Here is a 23,381-nt window from a genome sequence, read left to right as displayed (position 1 = left end):
AACTATTGGGGGTCAGTTCACAATGCAGGCTCTTTTTTTACTCATTTTTCCGCTAGCGATTGATGACTAGCGTTTCATCAAACAAGCGTAAGCCGTTGTAAACGGTGCTTCTTGGTATTGCTTAAGGCCAGTTTCTTTGAACTTCATCATTAGAGGGTTACGCTTAAGGCTCTCTTTGATGTCAGCAGGAGATACAACGGTTACGTCTAGGCCGTCGATCAGTTGAATCGCTGCTTCTAGTTTGAAACCAAAGCCACCGCCAGCAAATTTGCCTTTAGTTTGGCGCTGACGAATCACAACTTTGTCTACTTGGTAATCTTCCATTAACTTTGCAAAAGAGAATTGAAAGTCTTTCATATTCTGTGTGTCGTTTGCGTCGCTAATTGAAACTTTAGAAACTCGGCAATCAGGAATGTTAAATACACCATCTGATAGAGAAAGAAGACAGATGACTGCATCGTTACCTTTGATTTCAACACCACAAATTTTCATGTTCTTACCTACTTATTTTAGAGCCCTACATTATGGTGTTATTTCTAACACTTCTCCAGTATTTGCGCGTATCAGCGGCAAATAAGTCTAAATCAGAGAGTATTTTAGCCGTCGAAAGTTAACCTTTGATTGAAAAAACATCACACGAATTTACGGTATCGTTTTCTATGAGATGAAGCTCACAAAAGCTTAGCGGGATTTTATATGTGTGCTGTATATTGCGCGCGCATCCCTATTTGAAGTGTGGTTATTAATCCCAATGAATATCAATAATCTTTCGATTAAGAGTAAAATCGCGATCCCGCTGTTGGTGATTGTGATTGTTTTTTCTACCGTTACTGTGCTCAACGTTATCAGATCAAATGCTCAAGCTGCGATTAATAATGAGCTCAATAATGTGGTTCAGCCCGTGTTAGACAATTTGGAAGATGGGTATCGTGACATTTATCAAGTTATCGCTTCTGCTCAAGGTCTATTACTCTCGAAAGACCAAGCGGCGATTGAGTACCAAAAGTTTGAATTTAAAGACAATGCTTACAAAGCGGTTCCTCGTTTTCAAAGTGTCGAAACCTTGTATCAAGCGGGCGTGTTGGACCCATCTTCACGTGGCGAGTTAGCAAAGCTTGTTAACGCGATGAGCAAGTGGGTGGCACTGCACGAGCCAATGTTCGCTGATCCAGCAAACGCAGACCAATACAATATTGATTACTCGCCAGCGCTTGACGCAGAGTTTGCGGATCATTCGTACTCAACTGCGCGATATCCGAACTCTGATCGAATTGAAACAGAAAGAGCTTCGCCAGCAAGCCGATGACTCTATTGAATCGAGTAAGTTGATCATTGAAGTGGGTATGGCCGTTGCTGTTTTCGCTGCACTTTTCGCTATGTGGTTATCCAATCGCTTTATCGTTCAGCCAATCCAGAACGTAGAGAAAGCGATGAATGAGATCGCATCGGGTGACGGTAACTTGTCTCAACGTATGAAGGTCGAAGGTAATGATGAGATCGCTCGTTTAAGTTCTGCTTTCAACCAGTTTGTTGGCAAGATCCATGTCACCGTCGAACAAGTTATTTTTACATCGAATGCGGTACGCGCTGAGATGGAAAACATTAAATCGTTAACGCAAAGTGTTGCTGAATTTTCATCGAACCAACAGCGTGAAAGTGAAGTAGTCGCGGCGGCGGTTCATGAGATGCAAGCAACCAGTGAAGTGGTGAGTGGTAATGCATTAGATGCGGCAACCGCCAGTAATGTTGCCAATCATGAAGTGGAATCGGCAGACACCACGCTTGGCTTGACCGTGACTTCGATTGAACGCCTTGCGCAAGATATCGAGAACGCGGGCGGTGTTGTTCAAGAGCTGGACACAGACGTGAAGAACATTGCCTCTATTTTGGGAGTTATCAAAGGCATTGCAGAGCAAACCAACCTACTTGCTTTGAATGCGGCAATTGAAGCGGCACGAGCGGGTAAACAAGGTCGTGGCTTTGCGGTTGTGGCTGATGAAGTTCGAGCGCTTGCGAGTAAAACTCAAGACAGCACTGGCGAAATCCAATCAATGATTGAACGCTTAGAAGTGGGTGCTAAACACGCGGTTGGCGTGATGACTGAAAGCAAAGTGAGTGGCGAGAAAACCATTGTTCAAGCAGGAACTGCAGCATCTTCATTGAGTGAGATTCGTAACTCAATTGGCAAGATGAATGACATGAACACACAAATTGCTACGGCGGCTTCGCAACAGTCTCAAGTGTCTGAAGAAGTGAATAAGAATGTTCAACGCATCGCTGAAAGCACCATGCAAATGGTTGAGATGGCAAGCAGCGCAGAAAATGCATGTATGGCATTGGCTGAACAGTGTGAAGCGCTAGATAGCCTTGTGTCTCAGTTTGAAGTGTAATTTTCAAAATTAGACAGACGAATATGAGCTGATAATGGTTGCTCGTATTGAGTCCCATTAATCAGCGGTGAACGACAAAAAGCCCGCACTCTATGAGTGCGGGCTTTCTTTTTGACTAGGTGATCAGTCTTTTGACTAGGTGATCAGTTTTTAGACCTGATCAATCACTCAGTGTTAGCTGCTAAGACCGTCTTTGTATGTGTAACGGTAGTCCACTTTTACGTTCGCTTGGTAGTGGATGTCGCCGTTCATGTTAGTGATCTTTTTCACTTCCATATTTGCATCATCAATCTTGAACGAATCGTATTTGGTTGTCTGTTGGAACTGTGGCAGTTCTCTTGAAAGCTCAAAAGGTGTTTTTGCGCTTAACTCATCCATAAGGTTGGTGCCTGCATCGTATGCTTCCGCTTCAGTAACAAATGTATCAGATTTTAGCGTTGTTTCTTGAATTGTTGTTTTAGTTGCTGCAAACGCAGTGGTGCTGAGTACAAGAGTTGATGCAAGTATGATTAACTTCTTCAAAGGGATACCTTACTTTGTTGTACCAGTGTTTTAGAGATTCTCACCCTAGCAATAGGGGATGAGGTTAATGTTAGGACAAAAATATGGTTCTGTAAGGGAATGACTATAGGTGCCGAAGATTAATGCACAGCGCATATCAAGCAAGGTGACACTGATATCTAACTTCAATACACTGTATGGGTAACCAAAGTTCAGCATAAGGTAAAGGCATGGCCAATTGGGAAGGGGTAAGTGAGTTTGTTGCAGTGGCAGAGCGTGAAAGCTTTACTGGTGCGGCGCAGAAGCTCGCTACGTCGGTGGCTCAAATCAGTCGTAGAGTAGCAAACCTCGAAGAACGACTCGCAGTGAAACTGCTCAATCGAACGACTCGAAAGGTGTCTCTTACAGAGGCTGGGCAACTCTATTACCAACAATGTAAGTTGTTGGTCGAAGGTTTAGAAATTGCTGAGCTTGCGGTCACGCAGATGCAATCAACACCCAAAGGCTTACTGAAAGTCACCGCGCCTGTGACTTATGGTGAGCGCCAACTCGCCCCAATACTGCATCAATTCTTAAAGCTTCACCCGCAAGTAGAGCTTGAGCTGATGCTGACCAATCAAAAGCTCGATCTTATCGATTCGGGTGTTGATGTTGCGATTCGTCTTGGCCGCTTGGAAGACTCAAGCCTTGTGGCAAAGAGGCTGTCTCAACGCCAACTTTATGTATGTGCAAGCCCTGAATATATTGAACGTTATGGCGAGCCGCATACATTATCAGAATTAAATAATCACCAATGTTTAGTCGGTGGATTTGAACATTGGCGTTTCAAAGAAAATAGACGCCCTCGCTCAGTTCGTGTTAACGGACGCATTAAGTGCAACAGTGGTTTAGCCTTGTTAGACGCAGCTAAGCAGAGCATTGGCTTGGTGCAGTTGCCTGAATACTATGTGAGTGAAGACCTTGATTCTGGTGAGTTGGTTGAGGTGCTGTCCGATTATCGAGATGACAAAGAAGGGATCTGGGCGCTTTATCCTCAGAACCGCAACTTATCTTCAAAGGTTCGCCTGCTGGTGGACTTCCTTTCTGAGCAATTGGATTAGTGTATGGCTTAAAACCTCCACCGATAAAAACGGGCTTCAGAATAGAGATTCTGAAGCCCGGCGTGTTTTAGGATTAATTATCGTTTGATTACGGCTTACTAGACCGAAAATGTATTAGACGGTGAAGCGATCCACCAAGTGATACAGCTCATTTGCACGACTGTTGAGGTTTTGGCTACCTGTACGGTTTTGATTCGCGAGTTCTGCCGATTGTGAGCTTTGGTCAGAAATTACGACGATGCGTTGAGATATCTCTTGGCCGACAATATTTTGCTGTTCAGTGGCTGTCGCAATAAGCGAGTTCATGTCCATGATGGTATCAATCGACGCTTGGATCTTCGCCAGTGCTTCGGCTGCGGCATTCGCTTCTTCCACGGTTTGCGCACTTCGGTTTTGACTTGAATCCATCGCTTTCACAGCAGCATCTGAGGCAGCTTTAAGTTGCTCAATCATCTTATGAATGTCGCCAGTGCTCTCTTGAGTACGGCTTGCTAGCTTACGTACCTCATCGGCTACTACAGCAAACCCACGCCCTTGTTCGCCCGCCCGCGCAGCTTCAATCGCGGCATTCAACGCAAGTAGGTTAGTTTGCTCGGCAATGTCTTGGATGACCGCCAATGAAGAGGAGATGTTTTGTACATCGCCTTCTAAACGAGACACCACGGTGTTCGCTTCTGATACTTCGCTCGCTAGGCCTGCCACCGAGTCTGCAGCTGCGTTTACGATCTGTTGCGCTTCTTTTGCATTGCCCTCTGCAAGCTTGGCGGAATCCGCCGCTTGGCTAGCGTTGCTCGAGATCTCTTGCGCCGTTGTGGTCATCTCAGTCATCGCTGTTGCAACTTGTTCTGTCTCTTCACGTTGCCCTGTAGCAATCTCGTCGACCTGCGCAGCACGAGAAGACATGTTAGATGTCTCGGCTACGACTTGCTGACCGACATCACTTACGCTGCGAATGATGGTTTGCAGGCTTGCCACAAAGGCATTGAAGTTCTCGCTGAGTTTTGTGAACTCGGGCGCTTTGAAGGTTTCCATTCGAGCGGTTAAGTCAGCTTCGCCACTCGCGAATGCGCTGATTGAACGATCAAACTGCTCGAGTGGTTGCATGATGGTACGGTTGACGGCAACGGCAAACACAGCAACTACTAGGGCAATCAAACCACAGAATATAGCGATGGCCGTCAATGAGCTTTGTAACGCAGCATTTGAGCTCTCTTTCATCTCTGCGATGACCGCATCGATGTCGTCAGTATAGAAGCCTGTACCTAGCATCAAGTCCCACTGGGGAACGAATATCGAGTAGCTCAGTTTCGGTAGGGCTTCGGATTGACCAAGTTTTGGAAAGTAGTAGGTGGTGAATTCACCAAGCTTTGAGTTCTTGATCAAGTCACGAATCAGGTAGTTGCCTTTTTTGTCTTGCAGGTCGTAGTAGTTGTTACCAATACCATCGTTGTTTTGTCCAACAACCACTCGAACGCCTTTAGAGTCGTAGCCAAAGATGTAGCCAGATTCGCCATATTCGAGTGTTCTTAATGTTGGTAAGGCTTCTTCTAATGTTGCACCTCTATCCAAAAATGGGCTGATCGAAGAGTAGGCCATTTGTAGATACGCTTTGAGTTCCTTTTCTTTCATCGCCATCATATTGCTACGCGTCGATTCAACTTGCTGTGCGGTTAGCTCGGTGCTCTTCATATACGTCACGCTCATCATGCCAATTGCCATTAGTAGCAACGGAATGAAAGAGAGAATATAAAGGCGGTTTTTGATGGTTAGGGTCATGTCACGCTTCCTGTGTGATTATCTCATGCAATTTTCAACACATTATTAATGTGGTTTTAAAATGTAAATGGACTTGTTGTTGAATTGTTATCCAGAAATGTTTTTGTTTTATAAACATGATGGCGGTTAGGTTTTTGACGTTAGAAGCCTTGCAACTAGGGGCTTAATGATAAAAAGAGCGGTTTGTTACGATGCTTTTGAATTTGGCGCTGCTTTGGTAGAATGCGACGCTTTGTAGCACCCTGCTATGTCTATTCGTTAAGTGAGAAAGATTCATGAACAAAAGCCATGTGACTATTGGTTTAACTAACCCAAAGAGCCCGACAAACGTTGGTGCTGTTATGCGCGCGGCTGGTTGTTACCAAGTCGACGAAGTTAAATACACAGGGCAACGCTACGAAAAAGCCGCTAAATTTCATACCGATACCAAGAGTGCTGCGCGTACTATCCCACTAACGGGTGTCGAGTCGTTTTTGGATAACCTTGATTCAGAAACGAAAATTGTTTGTGTAGAACTCGCTGAGGGTGCAACACCACTGCCGCGTTTTAAACACCCAGAAAATGCCATCTATATCTTTGGCCCTGAAGACGGTTCTATTTCTCAAGATGTCGCCGACAGAGCAGATCATGTTGTTTATGTACCAACAGTAGGCTGCATGAACTTGGCTGCGACAGTTAACGTGCTGCTTTATGATCGCCTTGCTAAGTCAGATGAAATGGACGAGAGCAACGAGCTCATTAAGAAAAGCCGCGATAACCGTAACCATCTGCTAATCAAAGAAAAGTAACTATTTACTTCTAGTAAAAGTAACGATCTGCTTCTAGTGTTATCTATCCCGTACGCAATCGGATATTATCTTGAGTTCATCACTAGATAATTGAAGGGTTAGATAACACCATGGAAGACAAGCAATTACTTGCCGCGCTACAGCAACACTCTGTCCTCGATCTCTATCAGTTATTCCAAGAAGTTGGTCAAAACCGCTCTTTGTATGCATTACTAGAGAGGTTATCTTCCCTTAAAGAACATCATCAACTGAGTACTCGTCTTAGCCCTTTTAAGCCTCATATCGAAGGATTGCTAGCTCAATTTGATAGCGCCACGCCAGATAGCGAGATCCTCAAGGCAGTCGCTCTTCAGTCTGAGATTCAGCAACGAGGCCACAGTATGAGTCGTTACATCATGACATCAGATAACCATCGCCATTTTTCCACAAGTGCAGACCTAGTCATGTTTGGTGATTCGATCACCGAATGGGCCCCGTGGGCGGATATCTTTCGCGATGTTTCGATGGTCAACCGTGGCTTAGCGGGTGACACCACAACTGGCATGTTGCGCCGTATTGATACCACGTTGAATGTGAAGCCAAAGCTGGTGTGTTTTATGGCAGGGATAAACGATTTAGCTCAGGGTTATGATGTCGACCATATCTACCAGAACTACATTGATATGCTTAAGGTGTGGCAAGAAAATGAGATTCGCATATTGGTGCAATCAACGCTTTATGTTGGCTCTAAACTGCAAGGTTTAAATCCGTCGGTTGAACTGCTCAATAGCAAGCTAAGCGAGTACTGTACACAGCAAGGCATTGCGTTCTTAGATGTGAATTCAGTATTGTCGCCTAATAAGCTGTTGTCGAACAAGTACTCGTGTGATGATCTGCATTTGAATGCGAAGGCTTATCAAACTTGGGCAGAGATACTTCAACCTACGATAGCTGAGCTACTAAAATAGACTCACGCAAAACGCTAGCTAGACCGATAAACAGCTTAGCTAATACAAGAAAAGCCAAACCCTAGATTTGTTTCGCGAACCATAAGGACATCAATGTGAACCTAAGACAATTGGAAGTCTTTTACGCCATTATGCAGACCGGAACCGTATCTGGAGCCGCGCGCAGCTTGCATGTGTCGCAACCAAACGTGACCCGTATTTTGGCGCACACGGAGCAACAACTTGGGTTTGGCTTATTCGAACGAGTTAAAGGGCGGTTGGTGCCAACGGTTGAGGCAAAAACCTTACTGCCAGAAGCGGAAAAGGTGTATCAGCAATTGGGGCAATTTCGATCTCTGACCAACAAAGTGAAGCAAGGCCATCAGCATTTACGCATTGGTGCGCCGCCGATACTGGCGACTAAATTACTAACTCAGGTAATAGCCCAAATGTCTCGGGAACAAGAGCTCTCTTTTGAGTTGCTGACTGCAAACCGTGATGAGCTGTGTGCTGGGTTATTAAAGCATGAGCTTGATATTGCTATCGCGTTTGGCGATGAAGCACCGCCTGCGATATTAAGTGAAACGCTATTAACCGAATCACTAAAGGTTTTGGTTCCTTCCAATACGGTTGATCATTTCCCCGCGGAATTAACGTTAGATGATCTGATCAATTATCCGCTGCCAATCATCGGGCTCGATAGCCGCGATCCATTAGGCCTCCTGTTACATCAACGCCTTATTGCACGTGAGCAGCATTATCACCACCCGATATCTGTACGTGGGTATAGCGCCGCTGCGGAACTGGTCAAGCACCAAGCGGGGTTTGCGATTGTTGATCCGTGGACGGCAGAGCAATATCAAAATGACGATGCGGTCTGTGTGTTGCCGCTTCAACCAGACATCCAATTTTCGGTATCGATGCTTTGCGCAGAGCACACCCCTCAGTCGATTTCCGTTAAGCAATTTATCGCTTCATTGAAAATCCATACTCACCCTATAACTTAAGGTTATAGGCTCGCCATAAATAGGCATTCGGCAGCTTCGAAGTTCTTAATTAAAGTAAACCCATACAAGGGCTTATTAATTAGGAATACTCATGTCGATCGCTCAACCTTACCTTCTTTTTCTTGGGGATGTTACTGACCCACTCGCTGCAAAAACAGCTCGCGGTATTCATCAATGGCGACCAGAAATCTGCCTAGGTCAACTGCGTTTAACGGGTGATACCGTTTCACTGGGCTTAACGGATATGACCCTGCAAGAGGCGCAAGCGCAGGGCGCGAAGACGCTAGTGATTGGTACCGCAAATCCGGGTGGTGTTATTCCTGATTCTTGGCAGTCAACCATTATGGCCGCTGCAGAAATGGGATATGAGATTGCATCTGGCATGCACCAACGATTGAGTGAATTTTCACCGCTTGCTGACATGCAGCAACAAGGATTGACTAAGCTTCATGATGTACGCCATTTTGACGGTGTTCTTAATGTTGGTAACGGTAAGCTTCGTCAAGGTAAGCGCCTGCTTACTGTCGGAACTGATTGCTCAGTAGGCAAAATGTTCTCGGCATTAGCGATTGAAAAGTCGCTTAAACAAGCGGGAACATCCGCTCAGTTTAAAGCGACAGGGCAGACAGGTATTTTGATTGAAGGCAGCGGTATTTCGATTGATGCGGTGGTTGCGGATTTTATTTCTGGCGCAGTTGAAGCGATTAGCCCTGATTTTACCGACCACGATTGGGACATCATTGAAGGGCAAGGCTCTTTGTTCAACCCTTCGTTTGCAGGCGTGAGTTTGGGTCTTTTACATGGCGCACAAGCTGATGCCTTAGTGCTGTGTCATGAAGTTGGGCGACCACATATTCGTAACCTTCCTCATGCTAAATTACCAAGCATAGAACAGACGATTGAAGCCAACTTGCAAGCGGCGCGACTGACTAATCCAGACGCGAAGCTGGTGGGTATCTGCTTGAACACGTCGGCGATTAGCATTGAAGAGGCTGAGACATTGTGCCAAGAATGGACCACACTCTATCAAGTGCCAGTGACGGACCCAGTGCGCTTTGGTGTACAACACATTACTGATCATTTGCGACATTCACTTTAACGACTTCATCATTTCTACGTTTCCATTTGTTAAAGTGAACATCAACCGAGTGAAATTATGAAGATTACAGCTGAACCCATTATTATCGCGATGCAAACGCCTTTTCGCATCTCTCGTGGCAGTCGAACTGAGTGTCACGTTGTTCGTGTTTACATTGAACATGGTGGCAAACGAGCTCAGGGCGAATGCACGCCTTACCCACGATACGGCGAGTCATCGGAGTCTGTGTTAGCGCAAATCCAACAAGCGTCTAGCGCACTTGAAGCTATGTTTGAACGAGGCGTTACTGATCCGGCAGAGCTAAGAGATCATCTTCAGTCTTTATTGACCGGAGGGGCAGCGCGCAATGCGGTCGATTGTGCGCTTTGGGATTGTGAAGCTCAGCAGAACGACCAGACGTTTCCGAATAGCTTGTTTGAGTTGCCTGCTCAAATCGTGACTGCAATGACAGTCTCGATTGGCACGCCAGAAGGCATGGCGACTCAGGCTCGAGACTATGTCGCGAATGGTGCGAAACTTCTGAAAGTGAAGCTTGACGGCGAGCAGGTGGTAGAGCGTGTTCGCGCGGTACGAGAAGCTGCGGCAGATGTTCAAATTGTATTGGATGCGAATGAAGCGTGGACAGGATTGAATCTCGAAGAGTTGTTCAATCAACTGGTAGAATTTGATATTGCGATGATCGAGCAGCCGTTACCCCAACAGCACGATGCCTCATTGGCGCACATCAAGCACCCGATACCACTGTGTGCTGATGAAAGCTGTCATACCACTTCGCAACTTTCATCTTTGTTAGGCAAATATGAAATGGTCAACATCAAGCTCGATAAAACAGGTGGTTTGACCGAAGCATTGGTACTTGCTGAAGAAGCTCAAAGGCTAGGATTTACGCTGATGTCGGGTTGTATGCTCGGTACATCGCTGGCGATGCGTGCAGCTCTGCCTATCGCCGTTCAATCTGAAATCGTCGACCTCGATGGCCCAGTCTTACTTGGTCAAGATCTAGCACCATCACTGACTTATCGAGATGGGATGATTGTTCTTTAAGTTCCTAACAAATTAGCTAGGAATCTCTCCATACAAAAATCGCATAAGCGTTAACTTATGCGATTTTTTGTTTGTACCGTTTTACAGAGATAAGTAAACCATACTGCAACTACTCACTTGCTTCATTGAGTGGGGTGTACTGAACTGCTAAATACAACCCGCCTAGAAAATGCAGTGCTTGGCAAAATCGCCCGCTTCATTAGCCGTCCAGTCACCTTTAGGCTTTTCTTTCATATCCGCACACCAAGCTTCACTGCCAACCTCGGTACAAGCCATTAATTGAGTAGCAAGGAAAAGTATCAACGCGATTTTCTTCATAATAAACATTCCGTTGTGGTCTAAATTTCTGCTTATAACTGTATCAAATACCACAAGTGATTGTTATAGCTGCTAAGAACTTAAGGGCGTTAATAATGATGTGGGGTTGAGCTGAATTCGAGAGACGGTAAAGAAGGGAAGGTTTGCTTGGCTTTAAGATCGAAAAAGCCAGCAACATGTGCTGGCTTTGAAATTCTTAATAAGTGTCTATTCGTTATTTCGCTTTAACTACTTATCGATTTATACCAATTTCATCTCTTGGATGATGTCCGAAGCAATCTCTGGCTTCGTGCTTGTTGGTTTCTCGTGTAGGTCGGCTTTCAATTGTCCCTTACGGTTACTTAGGCCAGCTTCAAGTTTCTTGAGTGCTGCAGCGATAGCTGGGTACATAACATCGTCTGTCGATTTTGCTGTTACTCGTACACCTTCGTAGTTGGTGAATACTTCAACCTGATGTTGACCGTGTTCTTTAGTAATGATGATGTCGCAACTGATCAGTGATGGGAAATGGTTAGATATCTTCTCGAATTTACCTTCGATGTCTTTGCGTGACTCGTCGTTAATTGATACATGATGTGTTTGAACATTTATTTTCATAAATCATACCTTTCCAATGACTGTGTCATTTAAACGTAGCAAACATCGGATAGATTAACCAACTGAGAATTAGCACATGTGTGATTGACTTCAGTGTTATCAAATATTCTCTTGTTACTCCCTTGAAAGTCCGATGAACTGATCGCATATTATGTTTCGTGTTTTAAAGACATGTTCAAAAAAACTCCATCCTTGATAATTTGCGCTAACCTACAGCGAATTCCCAGTGAATCTCTCTTTATCGGTTTTATAATTCCGAACTTGTCACTCCATTGATTTTCTTTCCAGCTCACTCACTTTTTCTTCTTTGATTAAAAACTCAGCTTAAGTTACTAATTTATAGACACTCAACTGCCCACTCCATATTGAAGTGAAACTCTCCTGCTGTGAGTTGAGACTCGGGTATGGTAATGCGTGCTCGAATATCGACTTCTTTATTGGATGCCAGTTGATCGACAGGAAATTCGACGCCCTGACGCCAATAATTAATGTCACCTTCATAGCGAACCGGCGTTTCGACTTTGAATCGCACAAGTTCTGAAATGCGAGACTCATCAATTGAGCCTAGATCAATATGTTGCAGTTTGAGCAACAATCGAGAATCTTTGCGATTGGACTCAAGCTTAAGCGTTATCGCTCGGCCATCGTATTCTCGGCCACTGAATTTAAGCCGTTTAAGCGTATTAAAACCATCAAAGCCATTAAGATTGATGCAGAAATGCTGGAGCTGTTAGGCAGTGAAGATGGCAACACGGCGATGATCAAAGTGAGCTGGGATGAGAAGGGAATGAAGGTCTATAAGGATGGCTACTTAGCGGATTATGAGTACGGGATTGCCCCTCATGAGATGCAAGAAAACTACGAATTAGCACCTAAGTAACTCGATTCGATTGCAGAAAAGCGCCTTACTTATTAGTGGGCGCTTTTCTTTTGCTCACCAAAGCATGACGAAACTCACACTTTTCTGACAATTAATGACTCGTTGTGCTAGTATGCGCCGCTTGTCTTTGTAATTGATAAAAAACGCATTACCAAAACAGACTTTTCTGTTTACCTGCTTGTAATGACCTCATTCAGTTTGGCCTGACTTGGCTGAACATCTGCATTTTGCTCGGACGCAAAGAGAGTAGTTCTCACTACTTCACTATGTACATTTGAGAGCACCATCTATCAAAGGCCTTTTAGAAACAGCCTAGTTAGCGTGAACTATGTTCTGCGTGAAGGGTTTCGTTTTTCCAAAATCCCCCTGGCGCCAAGTATTGCTTGGTTGCTGACAAGTAAGGAGTCTATATGATGTCTACGGTATCTACATCCGTACCTACATCTCCAGCTGGTAATACAGCTTCGACAGAGAAAGAAGTAAACCATCCATTTCTTTCTTTGGTCATCATGGTAATCGTTGCAGCAATCGCAACTTACTTCATCCCTGCTGGTGAATTCGAGCGAGTGGTCATGAATGGCCGCACGGTTATCGACCCAGACAGCTACACACAATTGACGAGCAACCCAACAACATTAGCCTCTTTTTTCGAATCATTTTTTAAAGGCTTCAAATCCGCTTCTGGCGTGATGGGCGTTGTGGTATTTGTGGGTGGTGCTTTTGGCATTATCAAACACATGGGCTTGTTAGACGCATCCGTTGTTGCACTAACCACTAAGCTAAAGAAGCAAGGCTTGTACGTAATTGCGCCTGTGATCATGACGGCGATTTTCTTCAACGTCACCTTCACCGGTATGCGTGAACTTGATGTCATCTTTATCTCTTTGATGATCCCGATCTGTATCAAGCTTGGCTATGACGCGATTACGGCACTTGGCGTTGTTTTACTGGCAAGTTGTGCCGGTTTCGCAGCCGCTTTGGCTAACCCATTCTTTACGGGTATCGCACACACTATCGCTGAACTGCCTATGTATTCAGGCATGTGGTATCGCTTTATTGTTGGCATGTTCATGTTGCTAACAGGTGCTTGGTATGTACTTAACTACGCGCGCAAAGTTAAGCAAGACCCGACCAAAGGTTTGTTGCACGGTACGGGTTACCACTACGAATCTAACGTTGAAGCGAAAACACTCACCACACGTGAAAAGCTTGCGGGCATCGCGTTCTTGGGCGTGTTCGCATACATGATCTTCGGCACGTTGACGATGGGTTTCGGCTTCACCGAGATTGCGGGTGCATTCGTGGCGATGGCGATTATTCCGGGTTTGGTGGCGGGCTTATCTCCGAACAAGATTTGTGAGTACTGGACCAAAGGTGTTAGCGATGTATTGGTTGCGGTACTGATCATCTTCTTTGCTCGTTCAGTGCTAACCATTATGGAAGACGCGAAGATTGTTGATTCTATTATCTTCTATCTTGCACAAATCATTTCTGGTAGCTCTAAACTTGTGGCAGCAGCAGGGATCTACTTCTCGCAGGCTGCGATCAACCTGTTCATTCCGTCGGGCAGTGGCCAAGCGGTGATTACCATGCCAATCATTATTCCATTGGCAGATATTGGTGAAGTGACTCGCCAAGTGGCTGCACTGGCTTCTCAATTGGGTGATGGTATTTCTAACTATATTTACCCAACCAATGGTGGCTTGTTAGCGGTATTGGCTATTGCAAAAGTGCCTTACACCAAGTGGGTTCGTTTCTTCTTACCACTGTTCTTGTTCTGGTCGGTAGGCGCTTTGATTTCAGTTGTGATTGCTCAAATGATTGAGCTAGGGCCTTTCTAAGGTTTCTGTTTAATCGAATACATGGATAGCTAAGGCTTAACTGAAGCCGTGTGAATAAATAAGAAGGCAGCGAATTCGCTGCCTTTTTTCGTTTCAAGCAAAGCTATTCCAACGTTAAAGGTTACTCTTCAAATTGGTAAGAAGAGGGAACCACAATCACGCCCTGTTTTGATATGTGGAAGCGTTTCGCATCGGCAAGGCTATCAACACCGATCTGGGTTCCATCTGGCACCTTAACGTTCTTATCGATGATGCAGTTTTGTATGTGGCAATTTTTTCCAATCTCAACATCTTCAAACAGAATACTATCAATCACAATCGCGGCATTGCTGACTTTCACTTTAGGGAAGAAGATAGAGTTTTGCGCCGAGCCGCCTTCAATTACAACGCCATTCGCTATCATCGAGTTGATGAATATTCCTTGGTTACCTTCAACCGAAGCAATGGTTCGTGCGGGTGGCAGCTGCGGTTCGTAAGTACGAATTGCCCAATCAGGTTGATATAAATCGATAGGCGAAGCTGGCTTTAACAGATCCATATTCGATTGGTAATAAGAGTCGATAGTACCAACATCTCTCCAGTACGCATCTTGGGTCACTCGGCCTTCTTCATCCCCAAACTTGTATGCGTAAACACTGTTGTTGCCCACCAATTTCGGAATGATGTCTTTACCAAAATCGTGGCTTGAGTCTGGATCTTCTGCGTCTGCCAATAATGCCTGTGTCAGTACTTCTTTATCAAAGACGTAAATACCCATTGAAGCCATGCTTCGAGTTGGCCTACCAGGTACACATGCAGGGTAACGTGGCTTTTCGGTAAAGTTATTGATCTCTAGAGATTCATCTATCTCCATCACACCAAACTCTTTGGCTTCGTCAATCGAAACCTCCATGCACGCCACAGTTAGGTCGGCCTCGTTCTTTTTGTGCTGCTTGAGCATTGGCGCGTAATCCATGCGATAGATATGGTCGCCAGATAACACCACCACATGCTTGGCTTCACTGCGAGACAGCAGATACAAGTTTTGATAAATCGCATCGGCAGTACCGCTGTACCAGCTATCACCGGTTCGCATTTGTGGGGGAACATTGGTGATGTATTCGCCGAGCTCGGGGTTAAGCACCGACCAACCATCACGTAAGTGTTTTTGCAAAGAGTGAGACTTGTACTGAGTTAGCACCAGAATTTGGCGAAGTCCGGAGTGCAGGCAGTTCGCGAGTGTGAAATCGATGATTCGATATTTGCCACCAAAAGGTACCGCAGGTTTTGCACGGTTATCGGTGAGGGGAGAAAGCCGAGAGCCAACACCGCCGGCCAGAACGATTGTTAGAGTGTCTTGCATAGTCAGAACCTCAATGTATTTATGATTATTAACATAGACTTGCAAGCACTAAGCCAAATGTAACTCATTGAATATTATACGAGGCGAGATTGATTCTTGTTGTTCTGCACCAAAATGATGCGCGTGAGATATTGGCTTGCTCTATTTTGATCCAAAAAAGATCCGAATAGAGTGAATTGTTTGGATTAACAAAATGACGCACGGAAAAACTGCATTACAAAACTGTCAATAAAATGAAGGAATAAAGTGATCGGCTCGATATAAATTTACATAAATAATCACAACTTTTCACAAATTGATTTCCATCAATAAAGTGGGGTTATTCTATGATACCTTGCACGCAAAATAAGAAATGATTACTCATTCACCAATAAAGATTGAGCCCCCCAAAAGGAAATTATAATGAAAAAAACAGTATGTGGTATTGCGGTTATTGCGGCTCTTATGTCAACCAATGTTCTTGCTCATAAAGAAGGTGATTTCATCATCCGTGCAGGTGCAGCAATGGTATCTCCTAACGATAGCAGCGGTGACGTTCTAGGTAACTCATCTTTAGAATTCTCAGTAGACTCAAATACACAATTAGGCTTAACGTTTGGCTATATGTTTACTGATAACATCAGTTTGGAAGTTCTAGCAGCAACGCCATTTTCTCACAGTATCTCTGTAAACGGTGTTGGTGAAGTCGCTGAAACTAAACACCTCCCACCAACGTTTATGGTTCAGTACTACTTCGGTGAAGCGAATAGTGATTTCCGACCTTATGTAGGGGCAGGTATCAACTATACGGTATTCTTTGATGAGTCTCTGACTAGTACGGGTAAGAACGACGCTGGCCTAACGGATGTGTCTTTGGCTGATTCCTGGGGCTTGGCTGCTAACATTGGTATGGACTACATGATTAATGAAGATTGGTTTTTGAACGCATCGGTTTGGTACGCAGATATCGGTACTACAGCGACATACAAAACGGCTACAGATACGTTCAAAACAGACGTTGATATCGACCCATGGGTATTCATGATTGGTGGTGGTTACAACTTCTAATCTCCCTATTCGGTTTACTAAAGGCGCTCAAGCATCAGCCAGCTTGGGCCCTTTTTTTGCTTACTTGTTAATAGAGTGCTCACCTTAACTTTCTGTTGCTATGAGTAAGAGAAACTTATTGTTGTCATTTATTGTTAATAGAAGGGAAAGATAAGTGTCATAACAGCCCTCTATGATCGCGATTCAAATTATGGAGGATATATGAATCGTAAATTTAATAAGCTGACATTATTACTGCCTATCGCGGTAAGTTCTGCTCTAGTAGGCTGTTCTCAACCAACATCACCAACGACTGCTACGCCATCTCAAACATCACTTGATGCTTTTAGCCTTCAATGCCAATCCATCGAGCAGCCAAGCGCTTCCAATGCTGAGGTAACCGGAATCAGCCTAGTTGGCCGTTCAATCGCCGACGCCCCGTTTGATACTTCTGCAGCCGAAATCGTCAGCTACGATTCATGTACCGACAAGCTTTATGTTGTGAACGCTCAAGCTCAGAAAGTTGATGTTTTATCAATGAACTCAGCTAGCGAACCAACATCTTCGGGTTCGATTGATCTTCAATCAGCGGCTGCAGCTTCTGGTATTGATATTGGTGCAGCGAACAGTGTGTCGACTCATCAAGGATTAGTTGCTGTCGCGATTGAAAATGCTGACAAGCAACAAAACGGCATCATTGCCCTTTATCGTTCAGACACGTTAGAGCTGATTACTACTTATACGGCTGGTGCATTACCGGACATGGTGAGCTTCTCGAAAGATGGTCGCTACATTGCCTCTGCAAATGAAGGTGAGCCGAATGCGGATTACAGCATTGATCCTGAAGGTTCAGTAACGCTGGTGGATTTAACCAATGGTCCTTTGCAAGCGACAGTCACTCAGATTGATTTCAAGGCATTCAATCAAGGTCAGCCTCGCCATGCAGAGCTAACCGACAAGGTTCGAATCTCTGCGCCGAATGCAACGGTTGCTCAAGATCTTGAACCGGAATACCTAACATTTGCGGATAACGGAAAACTCTACGTTGCCCTCCAAGAGAACAACGCGTTGGCAGCGATTGATGTGGCGAGTGCACAAGTGGATGCGATTCTTGGACTAGGTGGAAAGCCTTGGGACAGCGCTAAGCTAGACGCGTCAAATAAAGACAAAAACATCGGTAATCTACAAAGCTACGCAATGTTAGAAGGCCTTTACATGCCAGATAGCATCACTAGCTACAGTGTTGAGGGCAACACCTATATTGTGACTGCGAACGAAGGTGATGGTCGTGAATATGGCATCAAGACCACGCAAAAAATATGTGATGAGAAAGGTTTTGAGTGGGACGGTGACGATTATCAAGGCACCGAAAACTACACCACAGAAAAAGACTTTTGTATCGCGCATGTCGATGAAGTACGCGGCAAGAAGTTAGACGTTGACGCTAACCACCCATTAGCAGGCGCATTGAAAGACAACAAGCAACTTGCTCGTCTTAAAGTGATTAAGCCACAAGGGACACTCGCTGATGACCAAGAGATTCAAGCATTCGGTAGCCGTTCTTTCTCTATTTGGGATGAGTCAGGCGAGTTAGTGTTTGATAGCGGTGATGATTTTGCTCGAATCGTACTTGAGCAAGATCCTGCAAACTTCAACAGCACCAATGATAACAACCAAAGCGGTGACGATCGTAGTGATGATAAAGGTGTAGAGCCTGAAGCGATCGAAGTGGCTGAGATCAACGGCAAGCACTATGCCTTTATTGGACCTGAGCGCCAAGGTGGCATCATGGTTTACGACGTAACACAGCCTAAGAACGCAAGTTTCATCAGCTACTTGAACAACCGAGACTTCACACAACCAGTGTGCACTAAGGTTGATGAAGACGGTGATTGCGACAACGATACTTACAACTTTAAAGCGGGTGACCTAGGTCCTGAATCAATTAAGTATTTTACGCGTTCAGGTAGCCACTTTATCGCTGTCGGCAATGAAGTGAGCGGTAGCACATCAGTTTACCACGTTGAGTTCTAATCTCGCTTACTGCTAGCAATTAGATTGAATCAAAATAAAAGCGCCACAACTTGTTAAGTCGTGGCGCTTTTTTAGTTCATCGCTGATTTAGTCGCGATAGCAAAGGCCTATGGCTGTTGCTTAGTTGGTGCTAGAGCAATCTCACGGATACATACGTTCTGTGGTTGTTGGTAAGCGAATGATACAGCGCGAGCAATATCGTCAGCTGCCAATACACCGCCCATGTCTTCTTTCCAAGAATCGTAACCGTCTTTGATCTCTTGAGATGTTGTGTGAGACAGAAGTTCAGTCTCTACAGCACCCGGTGCGATAGTGGTAACACGAACATTTGAAGCCGCCACTTCTTCACGAACGTTCTCAGAAATAGCGTGTACCGCGAATTTAGTACCACAGTAAGCTGCGTGGCTTGGGAATGTTTTCTTACCCGCGATAGAGCTGATGTTGATGATAGTACCTGTGTTGCGCTCCATCATCGGAGCAAGTACAGATTGCATGCCGTTTAGAAGACCAATCACGTTCACATCGAACATTGTCTTCCACTCTTGTGCGTCTTGAGTATCGATTTGACCAAGAAGCATTGCGCCGGCGTTGTTGATAAGAGCATCGACAGGGCCAAATTTCGCTTCACCTTGTGCGATTGCTGCATCAAATGATGCTTTGTCTGTTACGTCTACTTTCACTGATAGTGAGTTTGGTAGGTTCAGCGCTTCAAGGCGGTCAATACGACGAGCTAAAAGTAGCAGAGAGTGACCTTCATCGCTTAGACGACGAGCGATTGCTTCACCAATACCAGAGCTTGCACCTGTAATTACGATTAGTTTTTTCATTTTATTTCCTCTGTACTTTTATTGCGCCGGTTGGCTACGACGTGTTGTTTAAGTGCATTCGAATCAAGTGCTTGTTGCCTTGCTTCGTTGCGATGGAGGTATATTAAGGAAAATAGCATTGTTGATATATAGCGCTTTACTTGAAACACTGTTGCTGTGGTGCAACAATAAAGGCGTCTATCTCATCACTTCATTAGTAAGCTGGCGACTATGCTCAATCAAATTAATCTGTCTGATATTCGCTCCTTCGTGCTGATCGCTCGTTTAGGTAATTTCACCAAAGCGGCGGAGGAGTTAGATGTTTCACGCTCCCACGTATCACGCCAAGTAAGTAGTTTAGAAAAGCAGATGGGTGTGACACTGTTTATCCGCACCACTCGAACCTTGAGGCTGACTCACGCAGGGCAAGATCTGTACGCGAGATGTGAGCAAGCCCTCGATAACATAGACCAAGCGCTGATTGCTGCGGTTGATGATGTCGAAGAAGTGCGCGGCGACATAAAAGTAAACTGTGTCGGCGGTTATCTGGGTGAGGTGATCATCGCGGATCTAGTGAATGAGTTTATGCAGCTCTACCCAGACATCAGCATCAGCCTTGATTTCAGTAGTAACCGAGTCGACTTGATTGAAGACGCCTTTGATATTGCTTTTCGCATGGGAAGCTTAGAAGACGCGGGCTTTATCGCAAGAAAGCTTTTGGACATCGAGATGGGAACGCTCGCAAGCCCTGAATATTTTGCTCGCAAAGGAAAGCCAAACCATCCTAAAGATCTCATTCACCATGACTGCTTAACGGGGTCTGTGCGTAAGTGGAGCTTTCAAGCTTTGGATGACACCAAGAAAACAGTCGATGTTCATGTGACGGGTAGGCTGCAATGTAAGAATGGGCGAGTGTTAGTACAGGGCGCGAAATCGGGCAACGGAATTATTCGTGTACCAACCATCTATTGCTTGCAAGAGATCAATGATGGGCAATTGGAGCAGGTGTTTAATGAGTGGATAGTGCCGAAAGTGGACTTTTCAGCGATCTATCATCGAGACCGCTATCAACCGAGCCGAATTCGAACCTTCATTGATTTTGTGAAAGGCCGTTTTGAGCAAATGCCAGTCAGCTAAATAGTGCGTGCTGTCCATTATTTGGAATAGAGTGGATTTGCTTGGGCTTACATCTCGTCGATTTCGTTTTGTAGACTTTCCAGTTGATCCAGAATTAGTAAGAACTTCTCACCAAAGGGCGTCACTTGATATTCAACTCTTGGTGGGAGTTCGTTGAACATCTGCTTATCCAAAATCCCAAACTCAACATTTCGCTTCAAGCATTCATTCAATACTTTGGTCGATAACCCTTCGACCGAGCGCACCATTTCACCGGGGCGATTAATGCCATTTGCCAGTAATTGGTAAACCGTTAGCGACCATTTACAGCCGTAGATGGTTTCGACCATGCGAGCTGAACGCTCTGGTGCTGATTTTCTTGAAAAAAAGTTTTCCTGATTTTTCATAAAGATGTACCAATAAGTACCTACCTAACCGATTTGTACTTACTATTCATAGTGTTAGTTCAAAGCCTAAGATTACCACGTTCACATGACTTAGGAGATAACAAAATGAACTTCACTAAAAATGGTATTGCAGTAGTAATCGGTGGCACAAGTGGTATGGGCTTTGAAACAGCGAAGCAGTTAGTTGCTCAAAACATCCATGTGTTGGTGGTCGGCAATAACCCAGCTAAGTTAGATAAAGCGGTGTCAGAACTTCAATCACTAGGCCACGCCTCTGGTTGGCAAGCTAACCTTTATGATGATGCAAGTGTATCGAATCTTATTGCGCATCTAGAGTCAATTGAAGAGGGTATTGGTTACCTTGTTAATGCGGCTGGCTATTTCAACCCTAAAGCGTTTATTGAGCATCAAGAGTCTGATTACGAGCAATACATGCAGCTCAACAAAGCAACTTTCTTTATCACTCAAGCTGTCAGCAAGTTGATGATCAAAAACGGTGGCGGAAACGTGGTAAACGTGGGCTCTATGTGGGCTAAACAAGCGATAAAAGCGACGCCATCTTCTGCCTATTCAATGGCAAAGGCAGGACTACACGCTTTAACACAGCATATGGCGATGGAGCTTGCAGACCACAACATTCGCGTGAATGCGGTGTCTCCAGCAGTAGTTAAAACGCCGATCTACGAATCATTCATTAAGCCAGAAGAAGTGGACCAAGCGCTAGAAGGCTTCAACGCATTCCATCCGATTGGTCGAGTAGGTTTGCCGAAAGACATCGCAAACAGCATCTCTTTCCTATTGTCTGACAGTGCCGATTGGGTAACGGGTGCAATCTGGGATGTTGATGGTGGCGTGATCGCTGGCCGCAATTAATCAGGATTCTTTTTAGGTGGCTGTCGCGCAGGCAAAATAGCAGCGAGATGGCCTCCTTGATGAGTATTCGCGTAGAATAGAAGCTAGAAAGACAATCATAATTAAAACAATATTTAGAGTAAGGTCGTCATTATGCTCAACATGGACTTTTCAAAGAGACTGGTTATAGAAACCGAGACATTAGATTGGGTCGCAAGCCCTGCTAAAGGGGTTTGGCGTAAGCCACTTGAAAGAGAAGAGAAAGAATCGGGCCACACGACCAGCGTGGTGAAGTACGATCCTGACTCTTCGTTTTCTGAGCACCCACATCCGCAAGGTGAAGAGATCTTCGTATTAGAGGGTGTGTTCTCTGATGAAACCGGAGATTTCCCAGCGGGCACTTATATCCGTAATCCGCCGGGCAGCGCGCATTCCCCATCCAGCAAAAATGGCTGTACGATCTTGGTTAAGCTCAACCAATTTGACGCGAGAGACTTAACTCAAGTTCGTATTAATACTTTGGAAACAGAATGGCTTCAGGGTATTGGCGGCTTACAAGTGATGCCACTGCATGAGTTCGAACACGAGCATGTCGCGTTAGTGAAGTGGCCCGTTGGCGAACGTTTTCAGCCGCATCGCCACTTTGGCGGTGAAGAGATATTTGTACTTTCTGGCACCTTTAAAGACGAACATGGTGAGTATCCAAAACACACATGGATGCGCAGCCCACACATGAGTGAGCATTTTCCTTATGTGGAAGAAGAGACGGTTATCCTAGTGAAAACAGGGCATCTGCCATTGGATTAAAGGAATGCTCAGTAAAAGATGAGAAAGCCGCATTGTTTTGAACAAGCGGCTTTTTTTAGTTTTTATATATGAGCTGACTAGTACGCAACACCAATACGTTGGCGCGGGAACTTGCCAGCTTCGAGCTCATCAATCATCGCAATAGCGTAATCGCTGACTGAAATTTTGCTGTTACCATCTTCGTCGGTGAGCAGTTGATCGCCACCAGTGCGGTAGGTCGATAGTTTCTCGCCCGGGAATATTTCTGCGGCAGGGCTAACGAACGTCCAGTTAACTTCGCTATTAGATTGCTTGAACACTTCAAGAGCTTCGCCCTGTGCTAGCGCTTCGTTTTTGTAATCCGCAGGGAAGTCAGGAACAGTCACTAGCGGTACGTTTGGCGCTACTTCTAATGAGCCAGCTCCGCCAACCCAAAGTAGGCGATCGATACCGATGCTCGGTAATGTTGCCAGCAATTTAGTCGCAGTGTTCTTTACGATGTCGTGATTACCCAGAGCACGTCCGCCAATCGAAGTAATGACTGCATCAACGCCGGATAGTGCGTTTGCTAGACTTGCGGCTTCATCTTGTAAATCAAATGAACGAACTTCAATGCCTTTGGTTTCCACGCGGCTTGAATCTCTTACAACAGCAACGACCTCGTGACCACGAGATTGAGCTTCTTGAGCGATGTGACTACCAATCCAACCTGATGCACCTAATACTGCAATTTTCATAATGTCTC

Annotated in this window: 22 protein-coding genes and 2 pseudogenes; 14 read left to right on the top strand and 10 right to left on the bottom strand. The window is 45.1% G+C overall.

Annotated elements, in window-relative coordinates; genetic code table 11:
• Positions 1-66: 66 nt before the first annotated feature.
• Positions 67-492, bottom strand: a complete 426-nt coding sequence (locus tag AB4351_RS19335) for a DUF3010 family protein (RefSeq protein ID WP_017069797.1) — start codon at positions 490-492, stop codon at positions 67-69.
• A 259-nt stretch (positions 493-751) separates the two neighbouring features.
• Here AB4351_RS19335 and AB4351_RS19330 point away from each other — a divergent pair.
• Positions 752-2,390 (top strand): annotated as a pseudogene (locus tag AB4351_RS19330) (methyl-accepting chemotaxis protein).
• Between the two features lie 174 nt (positions 2,391-2,564).
• Here AB4351_RS19330 and AB4351_RS19325 read toward each other — a convergent pair.
• A complete protein-coding gene (locus tag AB4351_RS19325; RefSeq protein ID WP_017069799.1) occupies positions 2,565-2,912 on the bottom strand; it encodes a DUF3316 domain-containing protein in 348 nt (115 codons plus the stop codon).
• A gap of 209 nt (positions 2,913-3,121) precedes the next feature.
• Here AB4351_RS19325 and AB4351_RS19320 point away from each other — a divergent pair, with 209 nt between their 5' ends.
• Positions 3,122-3,991: a LysR family transcriptional regulator gene (locus AB4351_RS19320; RefSeq protein WP_017064933.1), complete on the top strand. Its 870-nt coding sequence runs from the start codon at positions 3,122-3,124 to the stop codon at positions 3,989-3,991.
• A gap of 114 nt (positions 3,992-4,105) precedes the next feature.
• Here AB4351_RS19320 and AB4351_RS19315 read toward each other — a convergent pair whose 3' ends face one another.
• Positions 4,106-5,767: a methyl-accepting chemotaxis protein gene (locus tag AB4351_RS19315; RefSeq protein WP_372112834.1), complete on the bottom strand. Its 1,662-nt coding sequence runs from the start codon at positions 5,765-5,767 to the stop codon at positions 4,106-4,108.
• A gap of 275 nt (positions 5,768-6,042) precedes the next feature.
• Between AB4351_RS19315 and AB4351_RS19310 the strand changes: the two genes are divergently transcribed.
• From AB4351_RS19310 to dgcA, 5 genes are all read left to right on the top strand, one after another.
• On the top strand, positions 6,043-6,555 hold the full coding sequence (locus tag AB4351_RS19310) for an RNA methyltransferase (RefSeq protein ID WP_017111519.1): 513 nt from the start codon (positions 6,043-6,045) through the stop codon (positions 6,553-6,555).
• Positions 6,556-6,665: 110 nt separating this feature from the next.
• On the top strand, positions 6,666-7,502 hold the full coding sequence (locus AB4351_RS19305) for an SGNH/GDSL hydrolase family protein (protein ID WP_372126906.1): 837 nt from the start codon (positions 6,666-6,668) through the stop codon (positions 7,500-7,502).
• Positions 7,503-7,597: 95 nt separating this feature from the next.
• Entirely contained in the window at positions 7,598-8,488 is an 891-nt protein-coding gene (locus AB4351_RS19300) for a LysR family transcriptional regulator (protein ID WP_017066887.1), read from the top strand.
• A 91-nt stretch (positions 8,489-8,579) separates the two neighbouring features.
• Complete coding sequence (dgcN, locus tag AB4351_RS19295; protein WP_017061677.1) at positions 8,580-9,587, top strand: N-acetyltransferase DgcN; 1,008 nt, start codon at positions 8,580-8,582, stop codon at positions 9,585-9,587.
• 57 nt (positions 9,588-9,644) lie between these two features.
• Complete coding sequence (dgcA, locus tag AB4351_RS19290; RefSeq protein WP_372126904.1) at positions 9,645-10,631, top strand: N-acetyl-D-Glu racemase DgcA; 987 nt, start codon at positions 9,645-9,647, stop codon at positions 10,629-10,631.
• Between the two features lie 162 nt (positions 10,632-10,793).
• Here the strand turns inward: dgcA and AB4351_RS19285 are convergent, their stop codons facing one another.
• The 3 genes from AB4351_RS19285 to AB4351_RS19275 form a co-directional block, all read right to left on the bottom strand.
• Positions 10,794-10,949, bottom strand: coding sequence for a DUF3012 domain-containing protein (locus tag AB4351_RS19285; protein ID WP_017061679.1), 156 nt, complete (start codon positions 10,947-10,949; stop codon positions 10,794-10,796).
• 240 nt (positions 10,950-11,189) lie between these two features.
• On the bottom strand, positions 11,190-11,546 hold the full coding sequence (gene hpf, locus AB4351_RS19280) for a ribosome hibernation-promoting factor, HPF/YfiA family (RefSeq protein ID WP_017061680.1): 357 nt from the start codon (positions 11,544-11,546) through the stop codon (positions 11,190-11,192).
• 337 nt (positions 11,547-11,883) lie between these two features.
• Positions 11,884-12,141: a hypothetical protein gene (locus AB4351_RS19275; protein WP_229648214.1), complete on the bottom strand. Its 258-nt coding sequence runs from the start codon at positions 12,139-12,141 to the stop codon at positions 11,884-11,886.
• 57 nt (positions 12,142-12,198) lie between these two features.
• Here AB4351_RS19275 and AB4351_RS19270 point away from each other — a divergent pair.
• A pseudogene (locus tag AB4351_RS19270) lies at positions 12,199-12,426 on the top strand (hypothetical protein); the annotation flags it as partial.
• 410 nt (positions 12,427-12,836) lie between these two features.
• Positions 12,837-14,267, top strand: coding sequence for a YfcC family protein (locus tag AB4351_RS19265; RefSeq protein WP_372126902.1), 1,431 nt, complete (start codon positions 12,837-12,839; stop codon positions 14,265-14,267).
• A gap of 121 nt (positions 14,268-14,388) precedes the next feature.
• Here the strand turns inward: AB4351_RS19265 and glgC are convergent, their stop codons facing one another.
• Positions 14,389-15,609, bottom strand: a complete 1,221-nt coding sequence (gene glgC / locus AB4351_RS19260) for a glucose-1-phosphate adenylyltransferase (RefSeq protein WP_372126900.1) — start codon at positions 15,607-15,609, stop codon at positions 14,389-14,391.
• A 402-nt stretch (positions 15,610-16,011) separates the two neighbouring features.
• On the opposite strand from glgC, the gene ompW reads away from it, so the two are divergent.
• Both ompW and AB4351_RS19250 read left to right on the top strand, forming a co-directional pair.
• Complete coding sequence (gene ompW / locus AB4351_RS19255) at positions 16,012-16,656, top strand: outer membrane protein OmpW (protein ID WP_372126898.1); 645 nt, start codon at positions 16,012-16,014, stop codon at positions 16,654-16,656.
• A gap of 201 nt (positions 16,657-16,857) precedes the next feature.
• Positions 16,858-18,669: a choice-of-anchor I family protein gene (locus AB4351_RS19250; RefSeq protein ID WP_372126896.1), complete on the top strand. Its 1,812-nt coding sequence runs from the start codon at positions 16,858-16,860 to the stop codon at positions 18,667-18,669.
• A gap of 107 nt (positions 18,670-18,776) precedes the next feature.
• On the opposite strand, the gene AB4351_RS19245 is transcribed toward AB4351_RS19250, so the two are convergent.
• Complete coding sequence (locus tag AB4351_RS19245) at positions 18,777-19,496, bottom strand: SDR family oxidoreductase (protein ID WP_050052811.1); 720 nt, start codon at positions 19,494-19,496, stop codon at positions 18,777-18,779.
• Positions 19,497-19,706: 210 nt separating this feature from the next.
• On the opposite strand from AB4351_RS19245, the gene AB4351_RS19240 reads away from it, so the two are divergent.
• Positions 19,707-20,612, top strand: coding sequence for a LysR family transcriptional regulator (locus tag AB4351_RS19240; RefSeq protein ID WP_136974130.1), 906 nt, complete (start codon positions 19,707-19,709; stop codon positions 20,610-20,612).
• Between the two features lie 47 nt (positions 20,613-20,659).
• Here the strand turns inward: AB4351_RS19240 and AB4351_RS19235 are convergent, their stop codons facing one another.
• On the bottom strand, positions 20,660-20,998 hold the full coding sequence (locus tag AB4351_RS19235) for a helix-turn-helix domain-containing protein (RefSeq protein ID WP_004741127.1): 339 nt from the start codon (positions 20,996-20,998) through the stop codon (positions 20,660-20,662).
• A gap of 105 nt (positions 20,999-21,103) precedes the next feature.
• Between AB4351_RS19235 and AB4351_RS19230 the strand changes: the two genes are divergently transcribed.
• Positions 21,104-21,871, top strand: a complete 768-nt coding sequence (locus AB4351_RS19230; protein ID WP_372126894.1) for an SDR family NAD(P)-dependent oxidoreductase — start codon at positions 21,104-21,106, stop codon at positions 21,869-21,871.
• Positions 21,872-22,003: 132 nt separating this feature from the next.
• Positions 22,004-22,657 (top strand): cupin domain-containing protein, encoded by a 654-nt coding sequence (locus tag AB4351_RS19225; protein ID WP_372126892.1) that lies wholly within the window; start codon positions 22,004-22,006, stop codon positions 22,655-22,657.
• Positions 22,658-22,734: 77 nt separating this feature from the next.
• Here the strand turns inward: AB4351_RS19225 and AB4351_RS19220 are convergent, their stop codons facing one another.
• Positions 22,735-23,373 (bottom strand): NAD(P)-dependent oxidoreductase, encoded by a 639-nt coding sequence (locus tag AB4351_RS19220; protein WP_372126890.1) that lies wholly within the window; start codon positions 23,371-23,373, stop codon positions 22,735-22,737.
• Positions 23,374-23,381: the final 8 nt, after the last annotated feature.

Source organism: Vibrio sp. 10N.261.51.F11, from assembly GCF_041471665.1.
GTDB classification, from domain to species: domain Bacteria; phylum Pseudomonadota; class Gammaproteobacteria; order Enterobacterales; family Vibrionaceae; genus Vibrio; species Vibrio crassostreae_C.
Note: the sequence above shows the minus strand (reverse complement) of the source record. Positions and strands in the feature narration are given on the sequence as shown.

Bases quoted from the DNA above. Each gene is read 5' to 3' on its own strand.
- AB4351_RS19335 (WP_017069797.1), bottom strand. From the start codon at position 492: ATGAAAATTTGTGGTGTTGAAATCAAAGGTAACGATGCAGTCATCTGT.
- AB4351_RS19320 (WP_017064933.1), top strand. From the start codon at position 3,122: ATGGCCAATTGGGAAGGGGTAAGTGAGTTTGTTGCAGTGGCAGAGCGT.
- AB4351_RS19315 (WP_372112834.1), bottom strand. From the start codon at position 5,767: ATGACCCTAACCATCAAAAACCGCCTTTATATTCTCTCTTTCATTCCG.
- AB4351_RS19310 (WP_017111519.1), top strand. From the start codon at position 6,043: ATGAACAAAAGCCATGTGACTATTGGTTTAACTAACCCAAAGAGCCCG.
- AB4351_RS19305 (WP_372126906.1), top strand. From the start codon at position 6,666: ATGGAAGACAAGCAATTACTTGCCGCGCTACAGCAACACTCTGTCCTC.
- dgcN (WP_017061677.1), top strand. From the start codon at position 8,580: ATGTCGATCGCTCAACCTTACCTTCTTTTTCTTGGGGATGTTACTGAC.
- dgcA (WP_372126904.1), top strand. From the start codon at position 9,645: ATGAAGATTACAGCTGAACCCATTATTATCGCGATGCAAACGCCTTTT.
- AB4351_RS19285 (WP_017061679.1), bottom strand. From the start codon at position 10,949: ATGAAGAAAATCGCGTTGATACTTTTCCTTGCTACTCAATTAATGGCT.
- hpf (WP_017061680.1), bottom strand. From the start codon at position 11,546: ATGAAAATAAATGTTCAAACACATCATGTATCAATTAACGACGAGTCA.
- AB4351_RS19265 (WP_372126902.1), top strand. From the start codon at position 12,837: ATGATGTCTACGGTATCTACATCCGTACCTACATCTCCAGCTGGTAAT.
- glgC (WP_372126900.1), bottom strand. From the start codon at position 15,609: ATGCAAGACACTCTAACAATCGTTCTGGCCGGCGGTGTTGGCTCTCGG.
- ompW (WP_372126898.1), top strand. From the start codon at position 16,012: ATGAAAAAAACAGTATGTGGTATTGCGGTTATTGCGGCTCTTATGTCA.
- AB4351_RS19250 (WP_372126896.1), top strand. From the start codon at position 16,858: ATGAATCGTAAATTTAATAAGCTGACATTATTACTGCCTATCGCGGTA.
- AB4351_RS19245 (WP_050052811.1), bottom strand. From the start codon at position 19,496: ATGAAAAAACTAATCGTAATTACAGGTGCAAGCTCTGGTATTGGTGAA.
- AB4351_RS19240 (WP_136974130.1), top strand. From the start codon at position 19,707: ATGCTCAATCAAATTAATCTGTCTGATATTCGCTCCTTCGTGCTGATC.
- AB4351_RS19235 (WP_004741127.1), bottom strand. From the start codon at position 20,998: ATGAAAAATCAGGAAAACTTTTTTTCAAGAAAATCAGCACCAGAGCGT.
- AB4351_RS19230 (WP_372126894.1), top strand. From the start codon at position 21,104: ATGAACTTCACTAAAAATGGTATTGCAGTAGTAATCGGTGGCACAAGT.
- AB4351_RS19225 (WP_372126892.1), top strand. From the start codon at position 22,004: ATGCTCAACATGGACTTTTCAAAGAGACTGGTTATAGAAACCGAGACA.
- AB4351_RS19220 (WP_372126890.1), bottom strand. From the start codon at position 23,373: ATGAAAATTGCAGTATTAGGTGCATCAGGTTGGATTGGTAGTCACATC.